The organism is Clostridium yunnanense (assembly GCF_016595795.1).
Taxonomy (GTDB): Bacteria; Bacillota; Clostridia; order Clostridiales; family Clostridiaceae; genus Clostridium_AR; species Clostridium_AR yunnanense.
In genome coordinates, this window is record NZ_JAENHN010000066.1 from 98138 (window position 1) to 122502 (window position 24365).

The 24365-nt window shown below is 30.2% G+C and carries 22 protein-coding genes; 12 read left to right on the forward strand and 10 right to left on the reverse strand.

Features of this window, described 5'->3' with window-relative positions; translation table 11 throughout:
• Nucleotides 1-804, forward strand: coding sequence for a ribonuclease H-like domain-containing protein (locus tag JHL18_RS24065; protein WP_200274048.1), 804 nt, complete (start codon nucleotides 1-3; stop codon nucleotides 802-804).
• Between the two features lie 180 nt (nucleotides 805-984).
• Here JHL18_RS24065 and JHL18_RS24070 read toward each other — a convergent pair whose 3' ends face one another.
• The 3 genes from JHL18_RS24070 to JHL18_RS24080 are packed head-to-tail and all read right to left on the reverse strand — an operon-like array spanning nucleotide 985 to nucleotide 3185.
• Nucleotides 985-1161: a FeoB-associated Cys-rich membrane protein gene (locus JHL18_RS24070; RefSeq protein WP_200274050.1), complete on the reverse strand. Its 177-nt coding sequence runs from the start codon at nucleotides 1159-1161 to the stop codon at nucleotides 985-987.
• Between the two features lie 13 nt (nucleotides 1162-1174).
• Nucleotides 1175-2938 (reverse strand): ferrous iron transport protein B, encoded by a 1764-nt coding sequence (feoB, locus tag JHL18_RS24075; protein ID WP_200274052.1) that lies wholly within the window; start codon nucleotides 2936-2938, stop codon nucleotides 1175-1177.
• 25 nt (nucleotides 2939-2963) lie between these two features.
• On the reverse strand, nucleotides 2964-3185 hold the full coding sequence (locus JHL18_RS24080) for a FeoA family protein (RefSeq protein ID WP_200274054.1): 222 nt from the start codon (nucleotides 3183-3185) through the stop codon (nucleotides 2964-2966).
• A gap of 439 nt (nucleotides 3186-3624) precedes the next feature.
• Here JHL18_RS24080 and JHL18_RS24085 point away from each other — a divergent pair, with 439 nt between their 5' ends.
• Both JHL18_RS24085 and JHL18_RS24090 read left to right on the forward strand, forming a co-directional pair.
• A complete protein-coding gene (locus JHL18_RS24085; RefSeq protein ID WP_200274056.1) occupies nucleotides 3625-4353 on the forward strand; it encodes an HAD-IB family hydrolase in 729 nt (242 codons plus the stop codon).
• 15 nt (nucleotides 4354-4368) lie between these two features.
• Nucleotides 4369-5052, forward strand: a complete 684-nt coding sequence (locus JHL18_RS24090) for a ribonuclease H-like domain-containing protein (RefSeq protein ID WP_200274058.1) — start codon at nucleotides 4369-4371, stop codon at nucleotides 5050-5052.
• Nucleotides 5053-5308: 256 nt separating this feature from the next.
• Here the strand turns inward: JHL18_RS24090 and JHL18_RS24095 are convergent, their stop codons facing one another.
• A complete protein-coding gene (locus tag JHL18_RS24095) occupies nucleotides 5309-6184 on the reverse strand; it encodes a ComEC/Rec2 family competence protein (protein ID WP_200274060.1) in 876 nt (291 codons plus the stop codon).
• Between the two features lie 196 nt (nucleotides 6185-6380).
• Between JHL18_RS24095 and JHL18_RS24100 the strand changes: the two genes are divergently transcribed.
• Nucleotides 6381-7106: a 1-acylglycerol-3-phosphate O-acyltransferase gene (locus JHL18_RS24100; RefSeq protein WP_200274062.1), complete on the forward strand. Its 726-nt coding sequence runs from the start codon at nucleotides 6381-6383 to the stop codon at nucleotides 7104-7106.
• Nucleotides 7107-7557: 451 nt separating this feature from the next.
• Complete coding sequence (locus JHL18_RS24105; protein ID WP_200274064.1) at nucleotides 7558-9303, forward strand: phosphoenolpyruvate carboxykinase; 1746 nt, start codon at nucleotides 7558-7560, stop codon at nucleotides 9301-9303.
• A gap of 105 nt (nucleotides 9304-9408) precedes the next feature.
• Here JHL18_RS24105 and JHL18_RS24110 read toward each other — a convergent pair whose 3' ends face one another.
• The 3 genes from JHL18_RS24110 to JHL18_RS24120 all read right to left on the reverse strand — a co-directional run bounded on the left by JHL18_RS24110 (nucleotide 9409) and on the right by JHL18_RS24120 (nucleotide 11290).
• On the reverse strand, nucleotides 9409-10215 hold the full coding sequence (locus JHL18_RS24110) for a putative ABC transporter permease (protein ID WP_207753105.1): 807 nt from the start codon (nucleotides 10213-10215) through the stop codon (nucleotides 9409-9411).
• 269 nt (nucleotides 10216-10484) lie between these two features.
• Nucleotides 10485-10709: a DUF378 domain-containing protein gene (locus tag JHL18_RS24115; RefSeq protein WP_200274066.1), complete on the reverse strand. Its 225-nt coding sequence runs from the start codon at nucleotides 10707-10709 to the stop codon at nucleotides 10485-10487.
• A 122-nt stretch (nucleotides 10710-10831) separates the two neighbouring features.
• Nucleotides 10832-11290, reverse strand: a complete 459-nt coding sequence (locus tag JHL18_RS24120; RefSeq protein ID WP_183276733.1) for an Lrp/AsnC ligand binding domain-containing protein — start codon at nucleotides 11288-11290, stop codon at nucleotides 10832-10834.
• Nucleotides 11291-11646: 356 nt separating this feature from the next.
• Here JHL18_RS24120 and JHL18_RS24125 point away from each other — a divergent pair, with 356 nt between their 5' ends.
• A complete protein-coding gene (locus JHL18_RS24125; protein WP_200274068.1) occupies nucleotides 11647-11982 on the forward strand; it encodes a hypothetical protein in 336 nt (111 codons plus the stop codon).
• Between the two features lie 10 nt (nucleotides 11983-11992).
• On the opposite strand, the gene JHL18_RS24130 is transcribed toward JHL18_RS24125, so the two are convergent.
• The gene (locus JHL18_RS24130) at nucleotides 11993-13018 is read right to left on the reverse strand and encodes a CehA/McbA family metallohydrolase (RefSeq protein WP_200274070.1); all 1026 of its coding nucleotides are present in this window, start codon (nucleotides 13016-13018) and stop codon (nucleotides 11993-11995) included.
• Nucleotides 13019-13216: 198 nt separating this feature from the next.
• Here JHL18_RS24130 and JHL18_RS24135 point away from each other — a divergent pair, with 198 nt between their 5' ends.
• From JHL18_RS24135 to JHL18_RS24145, 3 genes are all read left to right on the forward strand, one after another.
• The gene (locus JHL18_RS24135) at nucleotides 13217-13735 is read left to right on the forward strand and encodes a gamma carbonic anhydrase family protein (protein ID WP_200274072.1); all 519 of its coding nucleotides are present in this window, start codon (nucleotides 13217-13219) and stop codon (nucleotides 13733-13735) included.
• Nucleotides 13732-14565: a CvfB family protein gene (locus JHL18_RS24140; protein WP_200274074.1), complete on the forward strand. Its 834-nt coding sequence runs from the start codon at nucleotides 13732-13734 to the stop codon at nucleotides 14563-14565. Before JHL18_RS24135 ends, JHL18_RS24140 begins: the two co-directional genes overlap by 4 nt.
• Nucleotides 14566-14750: 185 nt before the next feature.
• Nucleotides 14751-15605 (forward strand): ComEC/Rec2 family competence protein, encoded by an 855-nt coding sequence (locus tag JHL18_RS24145; RefSeq protein WP_200274076.1) that lies wholly within the window; start codon nucleotides 14751-14753, stop codon nucleotides 15603-15605.
• 139 nt (nucleotides 15606-15744) lie between these two features.
• Here JHL18_RS24145 and JHL18_RS24150 read toward each other — a convergent pair whose 3' ends face one another.
• Complete coding sequence (locus JHL18_RS24150) at nucleotides 15745-18363, reverse strand: calcium-translocating P-type ATPase, PMCA-type (protein ID WP_200274078.1); 2619 nt, start codon at nucleotides 18361-18363, stop codon at nucleotides 15745-15747.
• Between the two features lie 332 nt (nucleotides 18364-18695).
• On the opposite strand from JHL18_RS24150, the gene JHL18_RS24155 reads away from it, so the two are divergent.
• Nucleotides 18696-19121: a YaaR family protein gene (locus tag JHL18_RS24155; RefSeq protein ID WP_200274080.1), complete on the forward strand. Its 426-nt coding sequence runs from the start codon at nucleotides 18696-18698 to the stop codon at nucleotides 19119-19121.
• A gap of 144 nt (nucleotides 19122-19265) precedes the next feature.
• Here JHL18_RS24155 and JHL18_RS24160 read toward each other — a convergent pair whose 3' ends face one another.
• Complete coding sequence (locus JHL18_RS24160) at nucleotides 19266-21176, reverse strand: NAD(+) synthase (protein ID WP_200274082.1); 1911 nt, start codon at nucleotides 21174-21176, stop codon at nucleotides 19266-19268.
• 400 nt (nucleotides 21177-21576) lie between these two features.
• On the opposite strand from JHL18_RS24160, the gene htpG reads away from it, so the two are divergent.
• On the forward strand, nucleotides 21577-23457 hold the full coding sequence (gene htpG, locus JHL18_RS24165) for a molecular chaperone HtpG (RefSeq protein ID WP_200274085.1): 1881 nt from the start codon (nucleotides 21577-21579) through the stop codon (nucleotides 23455-23457).
• A gap of 97 nt (nucleotides 23458-23554) precedes the next feature.
• On the forward strand, nucleotides 23555-24280 hold the full coding sequence (locus JHL18_RS24170; protein ID WP_200274087.1) for an alpha/beta hydrolase: 726 nt from the start codon (nucleotides 23555-23557) through the stop codon (nucleotides 24278-24280).
• Nucleotides 24281-24365: the final 85 nt, after the last annotated feature.

Here is a 24365-nt window from a genome sequence, read left to right on the forward strand (position 1 = left end):
ATGGAGCTCGTAACAACTCAAAGAGTATTGAAGCTTGAAAGGGCTTTGCATGATAAATATGACTTCAGTAATATAGCATTTATTGATATAGAGGCAACTGGTTTTGATAAAATAAATAATAAAGTTTTTGCTGTTTCAGTAGGAAAGTTTAAGGATAGCATATTTATAAATGAAATTTTATTTTGTGAACACAATGAAGAGAAACAGTTGTTAGAAAGTTTTTTGAAATTAATTAAAGAGAAAAAGATATGGTGTACATTCAACGGATTGGCATTTGATGAACCTTTTATATTTCAAAGACTTTCGATCAATGGATTCAAAACGCCGATTATAGATAGGCATATAGATTTTTATAGGGAGATAGCTCCCTATAGAAATTCATTAAATTTAGATGGATATTCTTTAAAAGATATGGAGAAGTATCTAGGTATTCAAAGAAAAGATAGCTTCAATGGAAAGGAATGCAGAGATGCATATTTCGAATATTTAAGTACTGGAGATGAAGCTATAAAGAACAAGATAATTCTTCATAATCAAGAAGATGTATCGAATCTACCGCTATTGTTTTTAATCCTAAAAGATATAGAAGATAGAGGATTAAAAAGAGATGATATGCTTTCGAAGAATCAGAAGCAATATATTAAGTATTTGGTCAGGAAAAAGGGTATATCTTTTGACAAGTCTTCATTTCTTAATATGCCTAAGAAAGTAGCATCTAGAATTATTTATGAGTTAATACAAAATAAAGTAAATATAAATAAGATAGAAGAGATTTTAGGAAACAAAAAAAGTGAGCATCTATGATGCTCACTTTTTTATTCTTTAGGAAATTATATCTCAATTATATCCGTTGATAATTATGCGAACACACTTAAGACATTTTATAATCTAAAGAATAAAAATAAAGAATATGTCGCCTGCCAAGTTTTCCTCATATACATTCGGAAAGGCAGATGCGCAAAAAACTCACTGAAAAAGGTCGCTTCAGCGACCTTTTTTTATGGTAATGGTGTCAATTTTTGAATCGTATTTTGGACAATGTGTCGCTGAGCAGCTACTATTACTACTGCAATTACATTCTCCTTTAGCTGAACTTTTTACATTTTTAAATAATATAAAACCCGCTAATGCTACAATTATAAGAGTTATTAGTATCTCCATATAAACACCTTCTTTAAAATATTAAATTGCCGAGAATATATACTATAAATGCTCCTACCCAAGCAAGTACAAATTGATAACCTGCTGAGAAAACTGCCATTTTTGTGCCATATTCTTTTTTCATAGTACCTATAGCTGTAACACATGAAGTGTAAAGTAATACGAATACCATAAATCCTAATGCACTTACTGTATTAAAAGTTGAAGCTATAGCAGCATCTAAGTTACCGCCGTATATAACGGTCATAGTAGAAACTACAGTTTCTTTTGCTAAAATACCAGTTAATAGTGAAACAGAAGCTTGCCAGTTTCCAAAGCCTAAAGGTGCGAAAATTGGAGCTAAGAAATTACCTATATTAAATAAGAAACTTTGGTTTATATCATCAACTTTACCTGAGAAGTTAAAGCTTTGTAAAAGCCATATTAAAACTGTCATTGCAAATATTATTGTACCAGCTTTAGCTAAGAAACCCTTACCTTTATCCCAAGTGTTTTTCATAACTGTTCTAAATTCAGGAATTTTATATTCTGGTAACTCAATTATAAATGGTTCTTCATCTTTTTTGAATAAAGTATTCTTAAATAGCATACCAACAAGGAAGGCTACTACGATACCTAAGAAGTATAGACCTCCTACAACTAGTCCTGCTTTTGATCCAAAGAAAAGTGGAGCAAATACTGCATATATTGGTAGTCTTGCATTACAACTCATAAGTGGAATTAGTAAAGCTGTAAGCTTTCTGTCTTTTTCGCTTTCAAGTGTTCTTGCTGACATTATTGCTGGAACATTACAACCAAATCCCATAAGCATTGGGATGAAGGCTTTTCCTGAAAGTCCGGCTTTCCTCATAAGGCTATCCATTATGAATGCTGATCTTGCCATATATCCGCTGTCTTCTAATGCTGAAACACATAAGAATAATGCCATGATTATAGGTAAGAAGGTCATTATTCCACCAACACCAGCAACTATCCCATCAACAATTAATGATTGGAACCAAGGTGCCGTTCCTGACAGAAGATTAGATAAAAAAGGAATTATATTATCATTTAAAAATCCATCCAATAAATCTGCAAGGGGTTGGCCTACCCAAGCGAAAGTAAATTGAAACATAAATATCATAATTGCGATAAAAATTGGATATGCTAAAAATGGATTAAGTACTATTCTATCAATTTTATCGGTAAAAGAAAGGTTTCCTTTTCCGTTCTTCATTCTTGAAGAATCTATAATTCCATCTATAAAATTATAAGCATCCTTTTCGGAATTGAAATAATAGTCATTATCATCTATAGTTAGAGGTAATTCATTGTTGACTAACATGTTCTTTACATGATCAATGCCTTTTTTCTTAGAGGCCACCATTGGAATGACTTTAACCTTAAGTTTTTCTTCTAAGGCTTTACAGTCTATTTTAAACCCTTTCTTTTCAGCAACGTCAACCATATTTAGTAAGATAACTATAGGCTTTTTAAATTGTTTAAGTTGAAGTGTCAAGTATAGATTTCTATCTAGGTTTGAAGCGTCAACTATATTAATTATTAAATCTACATTTTCATTTTCTAAAAAAGACTTTGATACTTTTTCTTCATTTGAAAATGTGTCCATGGCATAAATTCCAGGTAAATCTACAATTTTTATATTATTAAGCTTACCTTCTTTTTTTTCTACTGTTACACCAGGCCAGTTTCCTACATATTGATTTGAGCCAGTCAGTGCATTGAAAAGAGTAGTTTTACCCACATTTGGGTTTCCTAATAGTGCTACTGTAGTCATCAAAAATCCTCCTTTTAAACATTAATTACTTCTTTAGTAGTATGTTTTTTGCATCATTTTTTCTTATTGCTATGTTGAAGCCTCTTAGATTTATTATTAGTGGATCGCCTAAAGGAGCTACTCTCTTAAGAGTTACTTCAGTTCCTTCAATACAACCTAGCGCTAGTAATCTTTTAACTAATTTATCATCACCAGAAATCTTGTCCACAACACCAACTTGACCTGGTCTTAAATCATAAACGCACATTCTTTCCACCTCACATTGAAAATCATTCTCAAGAAAATAATACCACCCTGTTAATTAAAAGTCAAGGTAATACACGAAATAATAATATTGTAAAAATAAAGAATATTAAGAAAATAGTCTGATAGTACAATTAATTTGCTGAATAAGATAATAATATATGTAATAAGGAGAATAGAAAAAGATAATAATTATTGACGAATAAATAATATTAACAATAATAAGTTGTTAAAATATAAACATAACTTTACTTTGCTATAAGTTTCAATATATAATAGAATGCAAAATTATATAAAGATTTACAAGTTCGAACCGAAACCTATTTATTAAGTATATTATCATTAATAATTAAAATGATTTCGGTATACTTTTGAATCACGAAAATGGAATATCTATATATTAGGATACTAATAATTGAACTATAATTTACAGGAGGGATAATATGAAGAAGATAGCAGCATTTTTTGATATTGATGGAACATTATATAGAGAAGGCTTAATAACAGAAATGTTCAAGAAAATGATAAAATATGAAATAATAGAGTCAGAAAAATGGTATAATGAAGTTAGACCTGAATTTTTGAAATGGGATAAAAGGCAGGGGGACTATGACGGTTACTTGCTAAAGATGATCGATATATATCTTGAGGCAATAAAAGGTCTTTACAAACATCAAATAGAGTTTATTGCCAAAAAAGTAATTGAACAAAAAGGTGAAAGACTATATACATTTTCAAGAGATAGAATTAAGTGGCATAAGGAACAGGGACACATGCTTATAACTATTTCAGGTAGTCCAGAAGAATTGGTTAAAGAAATGTCTTTAAAACACGGATTTGATGCTTATGAAGGCGCAAAATATTTGCTAGATAGCAAAGGAAGATATACTGGAGATGTGATGCCTATGTGGGATCATAAAAGCAAAATGGAAGCTATAAATTGTTTTGTAAATAAATATGATATAGACTTAGATAATAGTTTTGCTTATGGTGACACTGCAGGAGATTTCACAATGATGAGCCTGGTAAAAAATCCTTACTGCATAAATCCTACAAGAGAATTGCTAAATAAAATACAAAATGATAAGGAGGTTAAAGAGAAAATAAGTATCATAGTTGAAAGAAAAGATCTAATTTATAGTTTAAAGCCTGACAGATTTGAAATTCTATAAGGAAAGAGTGATAAAGTGATAATAAAGGAGCGAGATGTGCCCGTAGGGGAAATTGATGACAGTTTCATCATCAAAGTCAATGATGAAGAGTATGATTGCTCTAAATCAATATTCTTTGATTTAGAGCACTATGTTTATAAGAAACCTAAATGTGTTGGTGTTTTTGGTGCCTGCATATATGATAAGGAAAGAGCAGAGCTTTTAGTTACTCAATATATGATTGAAAATAAATATGAAATTAGAGATATACTTATCTTAGCTCAGAAGTATTTTATAAAAGCTTATGAAGAAGGAAAAAGATACATAGTTACTTTTTCAGGGAATAATGATTTTACTGTTATAAATTATCTATTTAATCAATATGGTGTTGAGTTTAAGTTTGATGATTATTTTGTTTCAGTAGATATTCAAAAAGAATATGAAAAGCTTATAAAGATGGGAATAGGTCTTAAAGCATTAGAAAAGAAGTTTGATATAGTTAGGGAGGGTGAGCTAATGAGTGGTTCAAACCTAGCTAAAACATTCCATAAGGTGATAAAGGACAAAGACTATATACTGAGAATGCCAAAGGAAAAGGTTGATAAAATATTACAATATAATGAGCAAGACGTGGTCAATCTCTTTCATATATGTATAAATTGGAACAAATACATAAAAGTAGATGAGGGAGATAATAACAGCACCTGTATTAATGAATAATACAGGTGCTGTTATTTTATTCTTTAGAAATTTATAACTTAATTATATATGTAAATAAATATGAGTAAAGACTTAAAAGATAATACGATTTAAAGAATAAAAAAATAAAAATTTGTCGCCTGTAAGATTCTTCACTATGTTCAGAAAAGGCAGATGTGCAAAAAAAATCACTGAAGAAAGTCGCTTCAGCAATTTTTTTATATTATGTTTTATATGATTTACAAGCGAAATTGAATGTGTTTGAATTCTAAAAGTTCTATTTTACGGTGACATTATTTCCATCTGAAATAATTACTATTGTTCCAGACACATCGGTCCTATATACTTTAACTTTTCCATCTCCAAGCGTTTTAAGAGTTTCTTTGTGAGGATGGCCATAATCATTATCTTTTCCACATGATATGACAGCTATTGAAGGAGAAACCTTAGAAAGGAAATCTCTTCCGGTAGAACTGCTGCTTCCATGATGACCTACCTTTAGAACGTCTGCTTTAATATCATATTTTTTCTGAAGCACTTCATTTTCTTCTAGTTTCTCAGCGTCTCCAGTGAAAAGAAAAGAATTCTTTCCATAAGTAACTTTGATAATTGGGGAATAGTTATTAAGATCATCGTACTTTGAGCTGTTTGGAGAAAAAACTTCTACCTTGGTATTTTCTCCTAAATCTATATTGCCTCCCATTCCGGGTTTTAGAACATTAACATTCATGTTTTTGTCTTTTAATGCAAGCATCATGTTCTGAAAAGTTTTAGTTGTATTTGTTACTTTAGGCGCATAAAACTTACCAATATCATAGGCTTTTATAATATTTGTCATGCCACCAATATGGTCTTCATGTGGATGAGTGGCTATAACATAATCTAGTCTTTTTATATTTAGTTTTTTTAGGTATGATAATAGCTTATCTTCATTTTCTTTGGGACCAGCATCGATAAGAAAGTTTTTTTCCTTTGTTTGAATCAAAATTGAATCGCCTTGTCCTACATCTATATAATGAACTACAAGTTTTTCGGAAATTAAAGTATTGGAAGCATTTGAAGTATTAGTATTTGTTTTTGAATTAGAGCATCCAGCTATAAATAGAGACAGAGATAAAATTATTATAATAGGTAATCTAAATAGTTTTTTCATGATAATCCTTTCTACTAATAAGTTAATATAGTGTGTTATACATAAATGTATATTATAATATAAGTAACCTTAACAAAAATAGTGTATTATCAAGTTAACTAAATGTAAAGGTAAATTACTGAAATCTTGCTTTAAATAATTCATCCAAGTATAATAATATATGCAAGATATAAGAAAAAGTTTGAGGTGTAATATAGTGAAAATTTATTTTTTGATGATTTGGTATGGTTTGTACATGATTTTAGAATTCTTTAGAGGTGGAGTTATAGTTGTTCTTAAGAAATTTGCAGGCGAAAAAGCTGCAGATAGATATGTAAGAAATAAATATGTTGCATGGGCGAAATTTAGTATCAATATATTAAATCATAAAGTTGATTCGGTTGGAGTAGAAAACATCCCAAACGGGCCGTGTGTATTTGTAATGAACCATCAAAGTTTATTTGACATTCCAGCTTTGGTATTAAATGCAGACAGATCAATAGGATTTATTGCTAAAAAGGAATTGCTAAAGGTTCCTATATTAGGACAATGGTTAAAGGCTGTACATAGCGTACCTATCGATAGAGAGAATGTAAGAGAAGCTATAAATGTAATAAATAAAGGCGTTGAAAATCTTCAAAATGGGTATTCGATGGCGATTTTCCCAGAAGGAACAAGAGCAAAAGATGGTAAGCTTAAGGAGTTTAAAAAAGGAAGCCTAAAGCTTGCTACAAAAGCCAATGTTCCAATCGTACCTGTAACAATAGATGGGTCATATAAAGGGTATGAAGAAGAAAATAAATTTAAAAGTACTAATATAAAAATAATATTTGATGAACCAATATATCCAGATAAGCTCACTAAAGAAGAGCAAAGAGAATTAGCAACAATAATACACGATAAGATAGAAGCAAATTTAAAGAAAATTAGGCTAGAATCTTAAAATAAAAGCACTGAATAGATTGCTGGAGGTTATTAACAATCTATTTAGTGTTTTTTTCTTATTATAAAAGCAAATATTATAGATGTACCACTTTGTAATAAAATTCATATTTTTAAATTATATCACCAGAAATAGTGATAGTTTTAAAAATAGATCTATCATAGAATTGGTACATCTTATCTTTATTAAAGTAATATTTTGATTGCAAATTGAAAGTATTTTTAATAAAAAGCTATTTGCATTTCATAAAATTTCAAAAATCAATTTCAGAACACGTTAAAATACTATTAAATGATAGCATGTTAAATAACAAATGAATATGTTAATATGAAAGAAAATGAAAAAAGGTATTGGTTAAATTGCATAAGTTATGGTATAATCGAGATAAGGTTTATGTATTTATTATGAATATGCAATTTATAAAAAAAAATCATGCATGAGGGGGCAGAAAATGCGTAAAGAATTTTCAATGAGTAATGATAAGGTAACTATTAATTTTACAGAGAAATATTGCAGTAATTATGAAAGTTTATTGCAAAGCTATGGATTTAAAAGGGTAGTAGATACATTTTTAAAGAGAGCTCAAGTGAGAAACTCCCATAGTTATAAATTACTTGCACAAAAGTTGGGGACTACAGACACAAGAGAAATCAGAAAAGCTCTAGTAAGAACCTTTCAATTATTAACCATAATGAGCGCTGATGAAATAATCTCTTACAATGAAGATGTTGAAAAAATAGTTGAGGACAGAGAAGGCTTTTTGTCTATAATTGAAGACATCTATTCTTTCTGGAGAAGGCTAGAAAGATATACTATTATTCATAATAATACAATCAGAGACGGAATTGCCTCAGTTAGCTTTTTAGATGCAAATTCTCAATTTTCGATGCTTATACTAAATTTTTATAGAACTATAGAAAAGAATGTAATCGGAATTATGCCAAATATATTTAGACAATTACCAGCAGGCGGAAATGCATGTATTCTTATAAATAATCCTATATGGACTGCTCCTGAGGAATATAAGGTTTTGCAAGATGTTCCTTTTATTGAAACAATAGCATTAGAAACTCCGTTTATAACATACCCTAAGAAAAATACAAGAGATGGTATGTTTACTGAAGTTTATGAGAATCCTTTAGTAAATGGGAAGATAGAGAAAGATAAGTGGTTCTGCTATCCAGCGAAAATCGGAGAACTTTTAGCTTTTGTTTACTTCCACAGAGATTTCATGGAGCACGGCATAACTCTAAGTAATTTATTTGAACTTGCAAGAGAAGATGAATATAAAGGGAAAAAACCTGACATTGTATACACTTTTGGTGTTGAAGAAGACACAGAAGAACTTAAAACAGTTTTCTATGAGGATAAAAAGAATGATATAATGTATGGTTATGTTAACCATAATGAAAATATAGATTATTTTGGGTATATGAAAAAGATGTGTTTAACATTACACAATCTTATAATGATAAAAAGAGGATATTTACCAATACATGGCGCTATGGTAAATATAGTTCTTAAAAATGGAAAGAATGCTAATGTAGTAATTATAGGAGATAGTGGAGCTGGTAAGTCAGAAAGCTTAGAAGCATTCAGAGCCTTGAGCGAAGATCACGTAAGTGAAATGACAGTTGTATTTGATGATATGGGGTCATTTAAGCTTAAAGATGAAGGCGTTTATGGATACGGAACTGAAGTAGGTGCTTTTGTTAGACTTGACGATTTAGATCAAGGATATGCATTTAAAGAGATTGATAGAAGTATATTTATGAATCCTGATAAGATAAATGCAAGACTTGTAATGCCGGTTTCAACTTATAAAGAGATTGTTAAAGGTTACAAAGTAGATATCTTACTTTATGCCAACAATTATGAAAGAATAGAGCAAGACGGAGATGCTATTGAATTATTTGAGTCTCCTGCAAAAGCTATCGATGTATTTAAGGCTGGAGCAAGAATGGCTAAAGGTACAACTACGGAAACTGGATTAGTTACATCATATTTCGCAAATCCATTTGGACCAGCACAAAAGCAAGCGGAAACTGATATATTAATTGACAAATACTTTAACAAAAGTTTTGAAGATGGTATAAAGGTTGGACAAATAAAAACTTGTCTAGCAGTATCAGGGCTAGAAAAGAATGGGCCTAAAACTGCAGCACTTGAATTGTTTGAACTTATCAAATCACTTTAATTTAAGAACTTAGTGTATAAGGAGAGGCACTGCTAAATGAACTAGTATTCATTTAGCAGTGCCTTTTTAAATTTAGAGTTCATAATGAAGTTTTGGCATTTAAAGTTATTTTATTAAATCTTTTAATGATGAAATCTTTTCTTTTAATTCTGATATTATAGAGTCAAAATAAGTTGATTTCATATTAGGAAAAGCTTTTATAAGACGTTTATGATTAAAATTAATTTTTGACAGATTTTTATTATAATTATCAATCAAATCTTTAAAGCCCTCTTCCATTTCTTGTGCAGTTCCTATTGCTTTTTCTTTAGTTACAGATATTATATATGAATATCTCCTTTTTAATTCACTGCTTATAAATGTTAATTTAGATAGAATTATATTAAGTTGAATTAATGAACTAATTGTTAGTATTAAGTCTATCATAAAGTAGCTGATAAGCACGTAAAAAATATAAATACCTATATTTAAAGGTAAAATATTTACAAAGATAAAGAAAATAGGATGAATTATTTTTATAATTGCAACTGCAGCAACGCCCCAGGCTAATGAAAAATGAAGACATATTCTTCCATGAAGATTAAATGGGTCTTCAGTGTAGTCCCACCATTTGGATTTAAATATCTTTTCTAATAGGTAGCCCGTAACATACTCTATTGTTGATGTTAATAATGTAGATAGTATATATAATGCAATCAAGTTATCTTTGTAATGGTCAAGAAAAACAATAATTGATACAAATCCTAGCCCGTATATTGGACAGAATGGACCATATAAAAAACCCCTATTTACAAAGTAGCCTCTATTTGTGTAAGCATAAGCAACCTCAATGCACCACCCTAAAAAGGAGTAAATAGCAAAGAAAAAGACTATTTCATATAATGAAAATCCATTTAGTACTTGTATAAGCATAATTCACCTCCTTTTGAAGATTCTAGACATTTACTATTTATTATATACTAAATTTATCAATATTGATTTAATAAAATGTAAATATTATATAATATATAAGGAAGTAAGGGAATATTATAAGAATTATGGAACTTTAGAAGTGTTAAAATATTTATTTAAATACTCAATATTATTGTGAAAGCATTGGGGTGTTAGGTTTTAGAAGACACATTTTATTATATATTTATAAATAATAAATCCTCTTATAAAATAAGAGGATTTATTATTAATTATTCACAGTTGTTGCTGCTATTTGAGCTAGTGTTCCTATCTTTTGCAAAAAATGAAATAGCATAAAGTCCGGCAATACCAACAAGTGCGTAAATCACTCTGCTTATAGCTGTCATATTACCAAATAGAGCAGCTACTAGATCAAATTGGAAGAAGCCAATTAGCCCCCAGTTTATTGCACCAATTATAACTAAAACTAGTGCTATTATATCTAGAGTTTTCATTTAAATCACTCCTTTACTTACTTTTCTCTTATATTTTTTCCGAAAAGCAATAAATTATGTAGTGATAAAAAAGAAGTTTAATGGAAAACAAAAAAACGCAAAAAAAAGAGCTGGTTAGCTCTTTAAAGTTGTATATTACGATCTATAGGTTGTGATAATGATATAAATGTATCTGTTCTTTCAATACCTGTAACTGTATTTATTTTATTCATCAAGATATCCTGAAGGTCAGAAATACTCTTACAAATTACTTTGGCAAAAACAGAATAATTTCCTGTAATAAGATGAAGTTCAACAACTTCTTTTATTTTAGATAATTCATCAAATACTGAAGAGAAAGATGATGTCTTATCTACATAAATACCTACATAGCAACAAACGTCATAACCTAGTTTTGGAAGATTTAAAAGTATCCTTGTCCCAGTAATTATTCCTAAGTCTTCCATCTTTTTCATTCTAACGTGGATAGTTCCTCCACTAACATGACACATTCTTGCTATTTCTAAATAAGGAGTTCTACAATCTTTAATTAAAATATCTAATATTTGTAAATCTAATTCATCCAAATTAACATTTTGCATAAGCAAAAATTCACCTCTTCTATGTTTTATATCCTATCATTGTAAGTATCTATATACTCAATTTATATTTTATCAAAAAAAGTATTTTAATTCTACTAAAAAGTTAAAAAAATACTATACTATTTTTTATAATCATCATTTTCTTCACAATTATTGTAAAATAGTTGCATAATCTTGATTATATTAAGAAGTTGATGTAAGTGTTTATTTTATAACTAAGTTTTTTATAAACCAAAATTAATTACATAATATATATGAAAACTATATAAGTTAAGCTTATTCTATTGAAAATGTTTAGATTTTCGTCTAATATAGATTATAAGATGTTAATTTTGCTAGATTAGAGGAGTGGTAGAATGGAAATTGCTAAAAGTATTGGACTTCTTTTGTTGTTTGCAATAATTGTTTTAGCTATATTTAATCTTTTGAAGATATTTGTTTTGGGTAAATTAAATGTGAACAAATGGATAATCCTAGTGGTAGCGGCAGTAGTATTTATTTTGCCTATAGCATTAGGGATACAAGGAAATATGGTAGCAAATTTATTGTCTTCAGGTATATTTATTATATTATTATTATGGTTCATGGAGATACATCAAGCAAAGAACAAGAAGAAACAAGAAAACAAAGTTACTATAAGACCTAAAGCTAAACCTAATAGGGTTAAGAATATGAATAAAGATAAAAAATAAAAAAACTCCATCAGGAGTTTTTTATTTTTATAAAGATAGGGGAACTGATAGCTTCCCTATTATTTTTTTGGATTAGCCTAATTACGTACCATTTCTCTTTTTCAGAAGCAGGAAATGAAATTGAGTATTTTAAATTGTGAAGAGAGATTTCTTTGAGAGCCTTAAGGATTTTTCCTCCTGAGGTGATTATTTGAACTTCTTCGATAATATTAACTCTATCTTCAGCATGGATGTAAAAGTTTAGGCTATTATTTTTTTCTATAATAAGTTCTTCTCCCATAAAGGAATTGTTAATAGTAAAGTAGAATTTTAGCGTTCTAGATTCACTAGAAAAACATCTTCTATTTTTGAGAGAGCTTATTATAGACGGTTTATCTAATTTGTTTACTAACACTCCTGTAAGATTTTCAGTATCGCCAAAGTTCATCAGGTGGTTATCCTGAGCATTTACTGCACCTAGCATCCAACCTTTATCAAGCATTGAGAAATATCTTTTTGAATATCTATGATACTTATTGGGATAAGAGCCATTTCCAACTTCTATTGTATTAATGAACTTATTTAAAAAGGGGCTAAAAGGTATTTGTTCTACGATACGCCCAGGATGATTGATTGATATATAACAATTTCCGTTGGCAATCATCCACAGCATTAAGTTATTAAAGTTTCTAATAACTCCTGTAAAGCAGGACGAAGAATTGACTATATTTAGATGCCCCCAAGGGTTAGAACTTGCCTCAAAACCAACTATTCCTACAAAGTCTTCATTTTTTTTATTAAATCTATCCAATGCTTTCTTTAGCTCATCCCATTTTGAGTTATGCTCTTTATGTGAGTTGCTTGAGAAATAGCGATTATGATCAGTTATTATTAGAAAATCCAGTCTATTCTTTTTAGCATATTCTAAGGCTTCTACAGCTGAACATTTTCCAGTCGATATATTTGTGTGGCAGTGAGGTATTCCGTATAATATTTTAATATTCTTTGGATCAAAATTTTGTAAGTCTTCCGATCTATGTTTCCTATGTTTACTCAAATTATGACTCCTACAAATTGCTTTATTATATAATATTATTTTTTCTTATTTTTATTAACCACTAATTGCATATAAATAATAAATTTTATTAGGAACTATAAATATATTTTTAATTTAAAATAAATTTACTCTTATAAAATATGGCTATAAAACATTTACTATGGTAAAATAATAGTCATGCATAGGAGGCGATATAAAATGGAGTATTCATTTGATAAAGTTTATCCAAAGGTACATGATGAGGCTTATATTGCAGATAATGTAGATATAATAGGCAAAGTAGACATACAGAAGGATGTAAGTGTTTGGTTTGGCACAGTAATACGAGGTGACATTAATAGTATAAGTATAGATGAGAGATCAAATATTCAAGATAACAGTACTGTGCATGTAGATACTAATAATCCAGTAGTAATTGGAAAGAATGTTACTATAGGGCATAATTCAATTATCCACGGCTGCACCATTGGCAATAATGTTTTGATTGGTATGGGCTCAATAGTATTAAATGGAGCAACTATTGGAGAAAATACAATAATAGGGGCAGGCAGCATAGTAACAGAAAATAAAAATATACCTTCAGGTGTCTTATGTTTTGGTTCTCCTGCGAAAGTTATAAGAGAACTTTCAGAAGAGGAGATTAACAATATAAGTGCATCTGCAGAGAGATATATGAAACTTTCAAAAAAATATAAGAAAAGTACGGAGGATGTATGATTAAATTAGGTGATTTTAACAATCTAGAGGTTGTAAGAGAAAGTTCGGTTGGATATTATCTAAGTGGAACTGATGATGGTATATTGTTACCATACGGAAATACCCTAGATAGAAAACTTGCAGTAGGTGAAGAGGTTCATGCTTTTATATACAGAGATTCTAAAGATAGGCTTATTGCAACGCTTAAGACCCCTCTTGCAACTATTCATACTGTAGCATATCTTGAAGTTAAATCTATAACTGAATTAGGCGCATTTATTGACTTTGGTCTTGAAAGAGATATATTTGTGCCTATAAGGGAACAGAAATTTAAATTAGAAATAGGAAAAAAATATTTGTTCTACATATATGAAGATAAAACTAAGAGATTAGCTGCAACAACTGATATTGATAGAGCGCTTGATATATGGGAAGACGTTACTTTAGGTGAAGAAACAACTGGTATTGTATATGGATATCAGACGAATGGTTCTCTTATGGTGGCAGTAAATGGTCTATGCAGAGGGGTTATTTTGAATAATGAGTATTTCTCTGATGTAAGACCTGGAGATGAAATAAAGGCAAGAGTAAAGAAGATATATGAGGATGGGAAAGTTGGTCTAACCCCTAGAAGACAAAAGCTTGAAGAAAGAAGTGTGCTTCAAGAAAAAATATTGCAATATCTTAAAGATAATGGTGGCGCAATGAAATATAACGATAAGTCTTCACCAGATGTTATAAAGGAAGTTTTTAACTCAAGCAAAAATTACTTTAAAATGGCATTGGGTGGGCTTATGAGAGAAGGCATTATAAGTCAAGACGTAAATGGAACAAAATTAATAGAGAAATAGGTAGCTTAGGCTGCCTATTTTTTCGCTTTATAAGAAAAATCACGTTTATTAGTATATGCAAAAATGAGGGCTATTATAAGCTCTTAGAATAGCATATGAAAATATAAATTAATTGATAAACTTGTGTATCTATAGAAGTTATATGAACCATACTAGTATCAAAGGAAAAAAGGAGGTTCATACATATGAGAAAATTTAGTAAAAGAGTAATCGCAATTATGATTTTATTTCTATTTACTACAAGTTTAAAGGTGTTTGGAATTGAGAATCTTTCAAATGTTACAAGAGTTCAGGTATTAAGCACTGGGCAAAGTGATGCAATATTACTACTAAGTAAAGATTTTAATATTCTTATTGATACTGGAGTTGAAGAATATAGTTCCAAGCTTATATCCCAGCTTAAAAGTGAATCAATTGATAAGTTAGATTATGTAATACTTACCCATTACCATGATGATCATTTTGGGGGGCTAGAAGCTGTATTAAAATCTGTAAAGGTATCACATTTGATGCTGCCAGAATTTTGCGTAAATAAAGCTGAAAAAGAAAAAGTTATGAAAGTTGTAGAAGCCTCCAAGGTGAAATATGAATATGTAAAAGCTGGATGGTATCTAGAGCACAACGATATACATCTTAAAGCACTTACTCCAACTAAACCAAGTAAGGTTCTAGAAAACAATAATTCAATGGTGCTATTAGGGGAAATAGCTGATTTAAGATATTTATTTATGGCAGATGCTGAAAGAGATTTAGAAAAGCAAATTATGAAAAATAAAGATATTAAGGATATAGATGTTTTAAAAGTTGCACATCATGGAATTGGCAGTGGAACATATAAAGACTTTGTAAGAAAGGTTAAGCCAAGTGTAGCAATAATAACTTCTAATGGTGAAGAGAGTCCTAATAGTGAAGTGGTGAAAAATCTTACAGATATCAAATGCAATGTCTTTAGAACAGATCAATATGGAGACGTAATGGTTTTAAGCGAGAAAGATGATGCTGGAGTTGTTCACTTAGAAGTATATTCGAGAAAAAATTAGCTTTTAAATTAAAAAATCATATGTTATCAGTTAAAAAATAAGTTGATTTATATGTGAGAAATTTTTGTTAATTATGTAAATCATAAAAGATAAAACCACTGTAGAGTTTTTAATATAAAGCTATCTACAGTGGTTTTTATTATATTTCTTTATTTCTTAAAATTATCTTGAATAACTCATTTATCAATAATGGGACTAAAGATAATAATATTACAAATCCCCAATCTTTAAAGGTAAGCGAATATACCTTAAATAGTTCTGCTATAGGTGTTATTGTTATAACAGAGGCTTGAAGAATAATTCCTATTATTATAGCTATAATCAAGAATCTGTTAGAAAATAAACCGATTTGGAAAATGGATTTTCTATCATTCCTGATTGAAAGTGCATAGAATAACTGTGAAACACTAAGTACTACGAAAGCCATTGTTCTAGCATGTGGAACTGAATTCGGATATAAGTATTCACCAACTCTAAAAGCCACTAATGTTAATCCACCTATTAGTATTCCGTTAAGTGGTAGCATTAACTTTGTTCTTCCACCAAAGATGCTCTCCTTTGGGTTTCTTGGAGGAAGATCCATAACGCCTTTGTCACCAGGATCAACACCTAACGCTAAAGCAGGTAAACTATCAGTTATTAGATTTACCCAAAGTAAATGTATTGGAAGCAGCGGAGAATCCCAGTTTAACAGTATTGCTACAAATAAAGTTATTATTTCACCAAGATTACAAGAAAGTAAGAAAACTATAGATTTCTTTATATTGCTAAAAATGTTTCTTCCTTCTTCAACAGCAGATACAATGGTGGTAAAGTTATCATCCGTTAATACCATGTCTGCAGCACCTTTTGCAACGTCAGTACCTGTTATACCCATAGCTACACCAATATCAGCTGCTTTTAACGAAGGGGCGTCATTTACTCCATCACCGGTCATTGAAACAATGTTGCCGTGTGCTTTAAAAGCTTTAACTATCTTTACTTTGTGTTCAGGAGATACTCTTGCGAACACTCTTAGGTCTCTTACTTTATTACTGAAGTCTTCATCATTTAATTTATCTATATCTTCACCAGAGATTGATTGAGTTAAGCTATCTGCAATTCCAAGTTCTTTAGCAATGGCAAAGGCGGTGTTTTTATAATCACCAGTAATCATAACTGGTGTAATTCCAGCCTTTTTGCATAATGAAATAGAGTCTTTAACTTCCAATCTTGGAGGGTCAATCATTCCAACCATTCCTATAAAGGTTAGATTGTTCTCTATTTCATCTAAACCAATATGTGGTGGAGCGTCAATATCTTTATATGCGCCAGCTAGAACTCTGAGTGCATCATCAGACATTAAGTCTACGGCTTTTAGAATATCTTTTTTCATATTTTCAGTTAAATCGAGTATTTCGCCATTAAGCATAAGCTTAGTAGAAATCTTTAGAATGCTGTCAATAGCACCTTTAGTAAAGACCTTATATTTCTGCCCATATGAATTAACCGTTGACATAAGCTTTCTATCTGAGTCGAAAGGAACTTCATCAATTCTTTTATGTTCAGAATTAATAATATCCTTAGTTATATCATATCTAAAACCAGCTTCCAATAAAGCGATTTCTGTAGGGTCACCTGTTTTTGAGCTCTCTGAATATGTAGCATCATTACAGAGCATCATACATTCAATTAATAGCTTATTAGTTTCAGTATTGAAATCTAAATCTTCTATATGAAGTAACTTATCATTTGCATAAAATTTAGTTACAGTCATTTTATTCTGTGTGAGAGTACCTGTTTTATCTGAACATATTATATTTACTGAACCAAGAGTTTCAACTGCAGGAAGTTTTCTTATAATAGCGTTCTCTTTAATCATTCTCTGAACACCCATGGCTAAAACAATCGCCACTATCGCAGGAAGTCCTTCTGGTATAGCTGCAACAGCTAAGCTTATAGAGGTAAGTAACATTTCAAAAACATCTCTTTTTTGGAACATAGACACAATAAAGATGATAAAGCATATTCCTATAGAACCTATACCTAAATACTTTCCTAACTGTTCAAGCTTTTTTTGAAGTGGAGTGGAATCTTCAACCTCTTCATCAAGCATTTTTGCTATTTTACCTATTTCGGTATCCATCCCTGTACCCACAACAACACCTACACCTCTTCCGTATGTAGCTAGAGTGGACATGAATACCATGTTGTGTTGATCTCCAACACCTACTTTTCCTTCAATTATTGCATTTGCATCTTTATCCGCCGGTACGGATTCGCCTGTAAAAGCGGATTCTTCCATTTTAAGATTTGCGCTTTCAATTAATCTTAAGTCAGCTGGTATATACCTGCCAGCATCTATTATGACAATATCTCCTGGAACTACTTGTTCAGATGGAATTTCTGTTAGTTCTCCATTTCTTTTTACAACAGCTTTTGGAGTAGAAAGTTCCTTTAAAGCTTCCAAAGCTTTTTCAGCTTTAGATTCCTGAACAACGCCAACAACTGCATTTACAAGTATTACAATTATAATTATTATTGCATCGCTGATTTCGCCCATTATTCCAGATATAAGAGCAGCTGCTAAAAGTATATAAATCATAAAATCAGCTAACTGTGCGACGAATAGCTGAAATATACTTTTTTTCTTTTTGCTGGCTAATTTATTTTCACCATACTTTTCTATTCTTTTTTCAGCTTCTTCAGTAGACAAACCAACAGATTCATCTACGTTTAAATCTTTTAATACTTCGGAAGTATTTTTTGTGTACCACATAGAATATATCACCTCATTATACAGTATAAAATAACCTTAATTAGGACATCTAATATAAGTATATCACATATTGAATATTATGAAATAATTACCATGAAAAAACAATTCGACATAATGCACCATAAACTTAGTTGTTACTTTAATTATATTTTGATATAATAATACACATTAATATTAGTAATTAGCAAAATAAATATGCAAGTAGTATATAGATTTTAAAACTTTCCTTGTTTGACAGGAAAACGATTAAAAATAAATTAGGGTTAATGAATTATTTTGGTAGTACTCAAAGATTAAATAGCTAAAATCAATTGATAAGTAGGTGGAATTTCATGGAGATATCAAGAGTAGGTAGGAAAACTGCTGTCCAAAGTGAAGAAAGAAAAAAAATCGATAGTAAAAAGGATTTTTCTCAGAACTTTAATCAAGAAAGACAAAAAAAATCTGAAGAGCAATTGAAGGACTTGATGGATGATATAAAGAAAAAGGGTAATAGACTTGTAATTACTAAAAGTTATGCTGATGTTAGAGCTTATAAAAATCAAATTAAAGAGTATTTAAAATCGGTACTGGAATATATGTATAATGTAAAAAAAGATATAAGTTTCTGGCAGACTCAATACTTTATAACAGTTGATACAATCGATGCAAAACTTCAAGAAATTACTGATGCTCTTTTATCTGAAGAAAAAGATAATATTTCTATTGCATCTACTGTGGATGAAATCCAAGGATTAATGGTGGATATTTATAAATAGAAGTGTTTATTATAAAGTTATAAGAAAAATTTCTGAAAAAAATTATTTATCTGCAAGTTTCATCATATACATTCAAAAAGGCAAATGCGCAAAAAACCTCACTGAAGAAAGCCACTTCAGTGAGGTTTTTAAGACAATATGATATTAATATTTTAGCCAGCTGCTAACAGAAGCATCCGATGGCATTCTCCAATCGCCTCTTGGAGAAAGGCTGATTGTACCAACCTTTGGACCATCAGGTAAAGCAGATCTTTTAAATTGTTGAGAAAAGAATCTATTCAAGAATTTATCTAACCATTTTCTAATTGTGTTTTCATCATATAGATCCTTAAAAGCAACCTTTGCAAGGAACAATATTCTTTCAGGTGAAGAACCGTGTCTTATAAAGTGATATAGGAAGAAATCGTGAAGTTCGTATGGTCCAACAATATCTTCAGTTTTTTGTGCGATATCACCATTTTCATCTTTTGGTAGAAGTTCAGGGCTCACTGGGGTATCTAGTATATCGTACAACGTATCAGAAGCATTTTTGTTTACTTCGTATTTAGCGACATAATCAACTAAGTATCTAACTAAAGTCTTAGGTATAGAGCAGTTTACAGAATACATTGACATATGATCTCCATTATAAGTACACCAACCAAGTGCAAGTTCTGAAAGATCACCGGTTCCTATAAGTAAGCCACTTTCTTTGTTTGCTAAATCCATAAGGATTTGAGTTCTTTCTCTTGCTTGAACATTTTCATAGGTAACATCATGAATGTTTTTATCATGACCTATATCTTCAAAATGTTGAAGTGCGGCATTTACTATATTTATTTCTCTAAGATCGCAGCCGAGCTCAGTGCATAGAGTAAGAGCGTTGTTGTAAGTTCTGTCAGTAGTACCAAAGCCAGGCATTGTTATTGTTATTATATTTTTTCTAGGTAGTTTTAGCATATCAAAGGTTTTAACTGCTACTAAAAGTGCAAGAGTAGAGTCAAGTCCCCCTGAAATTCCTATGACAACTTTATTTAGTGTAGTGTGTTCTAATCTCTTTGCTAAGGCTGATGCTTGAATGTTAAATATCTCTTTGCATCTGTCTTTTCTTTGTATCTCAGAAGATGGAACAAAAGGATGTTTGTCAATAAATCTATTGAAATCCGAAATATTAACATTATCAAAAGCAAACTCAATATTTCTGAATTCTAAAGTATTAAGTCTTGCAGTATCTCTGAAACTTACATTTTTTAATCTTTCTGAATTTAATTTATACAAGTCTACGATTGATGAAATAACCTCATTATCTCTTTGGAAACGCTCATTTTCGCTTAGTTTAGAACCGTTTTCGGTAATGAGCATATGTCCACTAAAAAGTAAATCTGTGGTGGATTCATGTACACCAGCAGAACTGTAGATGTACGAACTCATACATCTAGCGCTTTGATCAGATACTAAAGATTTTCTATAGTCACTTTTGGATACAAGTTCATTTGATGCAGAAAGATTGCCAATTATATTTGCACCAGCTATAGATAAATATGAGCTTGGTGGCACTACAGTCCATAGATCTTCGCATACTTCGAATCCAAAATGGGCATCTTCGTAATTGAAAATAAGATCTGTACCAAAAGGAATAGCTTTTTGGAAAGGTAAATCAATGATTTTACCTTTAAGGCCAATGCCTTCGGTGAACCATCGTTTTTCATAAAACTCTGTATAATTAGGTATATAGCTTTTTGGCACAATACCAAGGACTTTTCCTTCAAATATAATAAAAGCACAATTATAAAGACAGTTATTATATATAAGTGGATTGCCTACAGCTACGAGCATATCTTTTCCCATAGTATATTCACATATATTTTCTACAGCGTTTATAGATTCTTTTATTAATCTAGACTGTGTAAATAAATCACCACAAGTGTAAGCTGTAACAGCAAGCTCAGGAAAAACTAAAGCTTTAACTTCTTCTTTTAAACCTTCATCTATGCATTTTTTTATGTTTTCAACATTATATTTTATATCTGCTACTTTTATCTTAGGGCAAGCAGCACCTACTTTAATGAATTCCATATAATCAACTCCATTCTAATTAAACAATCTGAAAGGTTATCTATACTAATGTTAATTGTAAATACAAATAAAATCAATATTTGCTAAAATAAATTACAATATGAAGCGAGACAGTTATGTATTAATAGATATTTTTAAACTAAAATATATTGACATAAAATTTAAAAAGTGATATATAAAAAATAGGGGTTAGCACTCGCTAGCTATGAGTGCTAACAGTGAGCTTCTTATTACTTTTAGTATAGACAAATAAGAAGCTGTTTATTAGGTATATTGCTTTTTAGAAATTAAGAGAGATAAGTAAAAAAGTTTTTAGAGGGCAGATACCATGTACAATGATATAAAGCTAGGCTCACATATATAAATGCCTGGTTTCAATTGCGAAAGGAGAGGTTTTATAATGGAAACAAAACAATTTAAAGCAGAATCCAAGAGACTTTTGGATCTTATGATTAACTCAATCTATACTCATAGGGAGATATTTTTAAGAGAACTTATATCAAATGCTAGTGATGCTATTGATAAGATTTACTACAAAGCATTAACAGACGAATCTATATCTTTCGAAAAGGATGATTACTTTATTAAGGTTAGCGTTGATAAAGAAAGCAGAACTGTAAAAATATCTGATACTGGTATAGGGATGACTAAGGAAGACCTTGACGATAATCTAGGGGTTATCGCAAAAAGTGGTTCATTGAAGTTCAAAAAAGAAAATGAAATAAAAGATGGATATGATATAATAGGACAATTTGGTGTTGGATTTTATTCTGCATTTTTAGTAGCTGATAATGTTACTGTTATAAGTAAAGCTTTTGGTAGTACAGAAGCATATAAATGGGAATCCAAAGGTGTAGAAGGCTACACTATTGAACCTTGTGAAAAGGATACTGTAGGTACAGATATAATCCTTAAGATAAAAGATAATACAGAAGATGAGAGCTTTGATGAATACTTAGAAGAATATAGACTAAAGTCCATAATCAAGAAGTACTCTGACTTTATTAGATATCCAATTAAGATGGATGTCACTGAAAGTAAGCTTAAAGAAGGTAGTGAAAGTGAATATGAAAACTATACTGAAGAAAAAACTATAAACAGTATGGTTCCAATTTGGAGAAAAAATAAGTCAGAACTTAAAGAAGAAGATTATAACAATTTTTATTCAGAAAAACATTTTGGTTATGATAAGCCATTAAAGCATGTTCATATAAGTGTCGATGGTGCTATTAGTTACAATGCAATATTATATATACCAGAAAAAACTCCATATGACTTCTACACTAAGGAATATGAAAAAGGTTTAGAATTATATTCAAGTGGTGTAATGATAATGGATAAGTGTGGAGATTTACTTCCAGACTATTTTGGCTTTGTAAAGGGAATTGTTGACTCAGAGGATTTGTCTTTAAATATTTCCAGAGAAATATTGCAGCATGATAGACAGCTTAAGCTTATTGCAAAGAACATAAAGAATAAAATTAAGAGTGAACTTGAAACTATGCTTAAGAATGATAGAGAAAAGTATGAAAAATTCTATGAAGCTTTTGGCAGACAGTTAAAGTATGGTTTATATAGTGAATATGGTAGCAATAAAGATGTTCTTCAAGATTTGATAATGTTCTATTCCTCAAAAGAAAAGAAGATGGTTACTCTTGCAGAATATGTAGATAGAATGGCAGAAAGTCAAAAGTATATTTACTATGCTTCAGGGGAATCTAATGAGAGAATAGAAAAACTTCCTCAAACTGAACTTTTACTTGATAAAGGATACGAAATATTATACTTTACTGATGAAGTAGATGAATTTGCTATAAAGATGCTTATGTCTTATAAAGAAAAGGAATTCAGATCAGTTTCAAGCAATGATCTTGGTATTGAAGAGGATGATAACAAAGAAACTTCAAAGGAAGAAGAAAAAGAAAACAAAGATATCTTTGAAGGAATGAAATCTATATTAACTGGAAAGGTTAAGGAAGTTAGAGCTTCAAAGAGATTAAAAAATCATCCAGTATGCCTTGCAAATGATGGTGAGCTTTCAATTGAGATGGAAAAGATACTTAACGCAATGCCAAACAATCAAGGGGTTAAGGCTGATAAGGTATTAGAGATAAATGTAAATCATGATGTGTTTAAGTCATTAAAAACTGCTTATGAAGCAGATAAAGATAAGTTCAATTTATATACAGATATATTATATAATCAGGCTCTACTTATAGAAGGTTTATCAATAGGAGATCCTGTGGAATTTACAAATAATATTTGTAAGATAATGAAGTAATAATAAGGCCATCCTCATTATAATTTGATAGGGGATGGCTTTATTAATTTTAATGGTATTCTTAAATGTAGGACTAATTTATTTAAGGGAGTGAAATATGAGAGGCAGTATAGATTTGTTTAATTGTGATGGATATGAATGTAGTATATATACGCCACAGAATTATAGTGATATGGAATTACGGTTTCCTGTTGTATATATAAATGGAGTAAATGATATAAGAGAAATAGTTGATTCAATAGAGCCGTATTTTTATAAAGATTGTGCTTCTTTTATTATTGTAAATATCAAGCCTAAAAATTGGAATGATGATTACACTCCTTGGCCTGCAAAAAGTATAGCTAGTAATGCAGAAGACTTTGGAGGTAAAGCTGATAATTATATAGAGACTCTTTTATATAAAATAAAACTATATATTGATACCAACTACAGAACAAAGGCCGATTATAAAAACAACGTATTGATTGGATATTCCCTTGGAGGACTTTTATCTTTATATGCACTTTATAGATGTGAAGGTTTCGGTAGAATAGGGAGTCTTTCAGGCTCTTTATGGTACGACAAATGGATAGAATATATGAGTTTAAATAATCCTCACAATAAAGACGCTAAAGTTTATTTGTCTCTTGGTATAAAAGAAAGTAAAAGCAGAAATCTGCGTATGGCTAAGGTAGGAGTATGTACGGAAAAAGCATTTGAAATACTACAAGAACAACTTAGTAGTGAGGATGATACTATACTAGAATGGAATAATGGAGGACACTTTACAGAAATAAATAAAAGATTTATAAAAGCTATTTTATGGCTTATAAAAGATCTATAACTTGATATGATTTCATAAATTAAATGAATAGTTATAATGTTGTAAAAATGAAGTAAAGAAAGTTATCCTATATCTTTCAAAATAT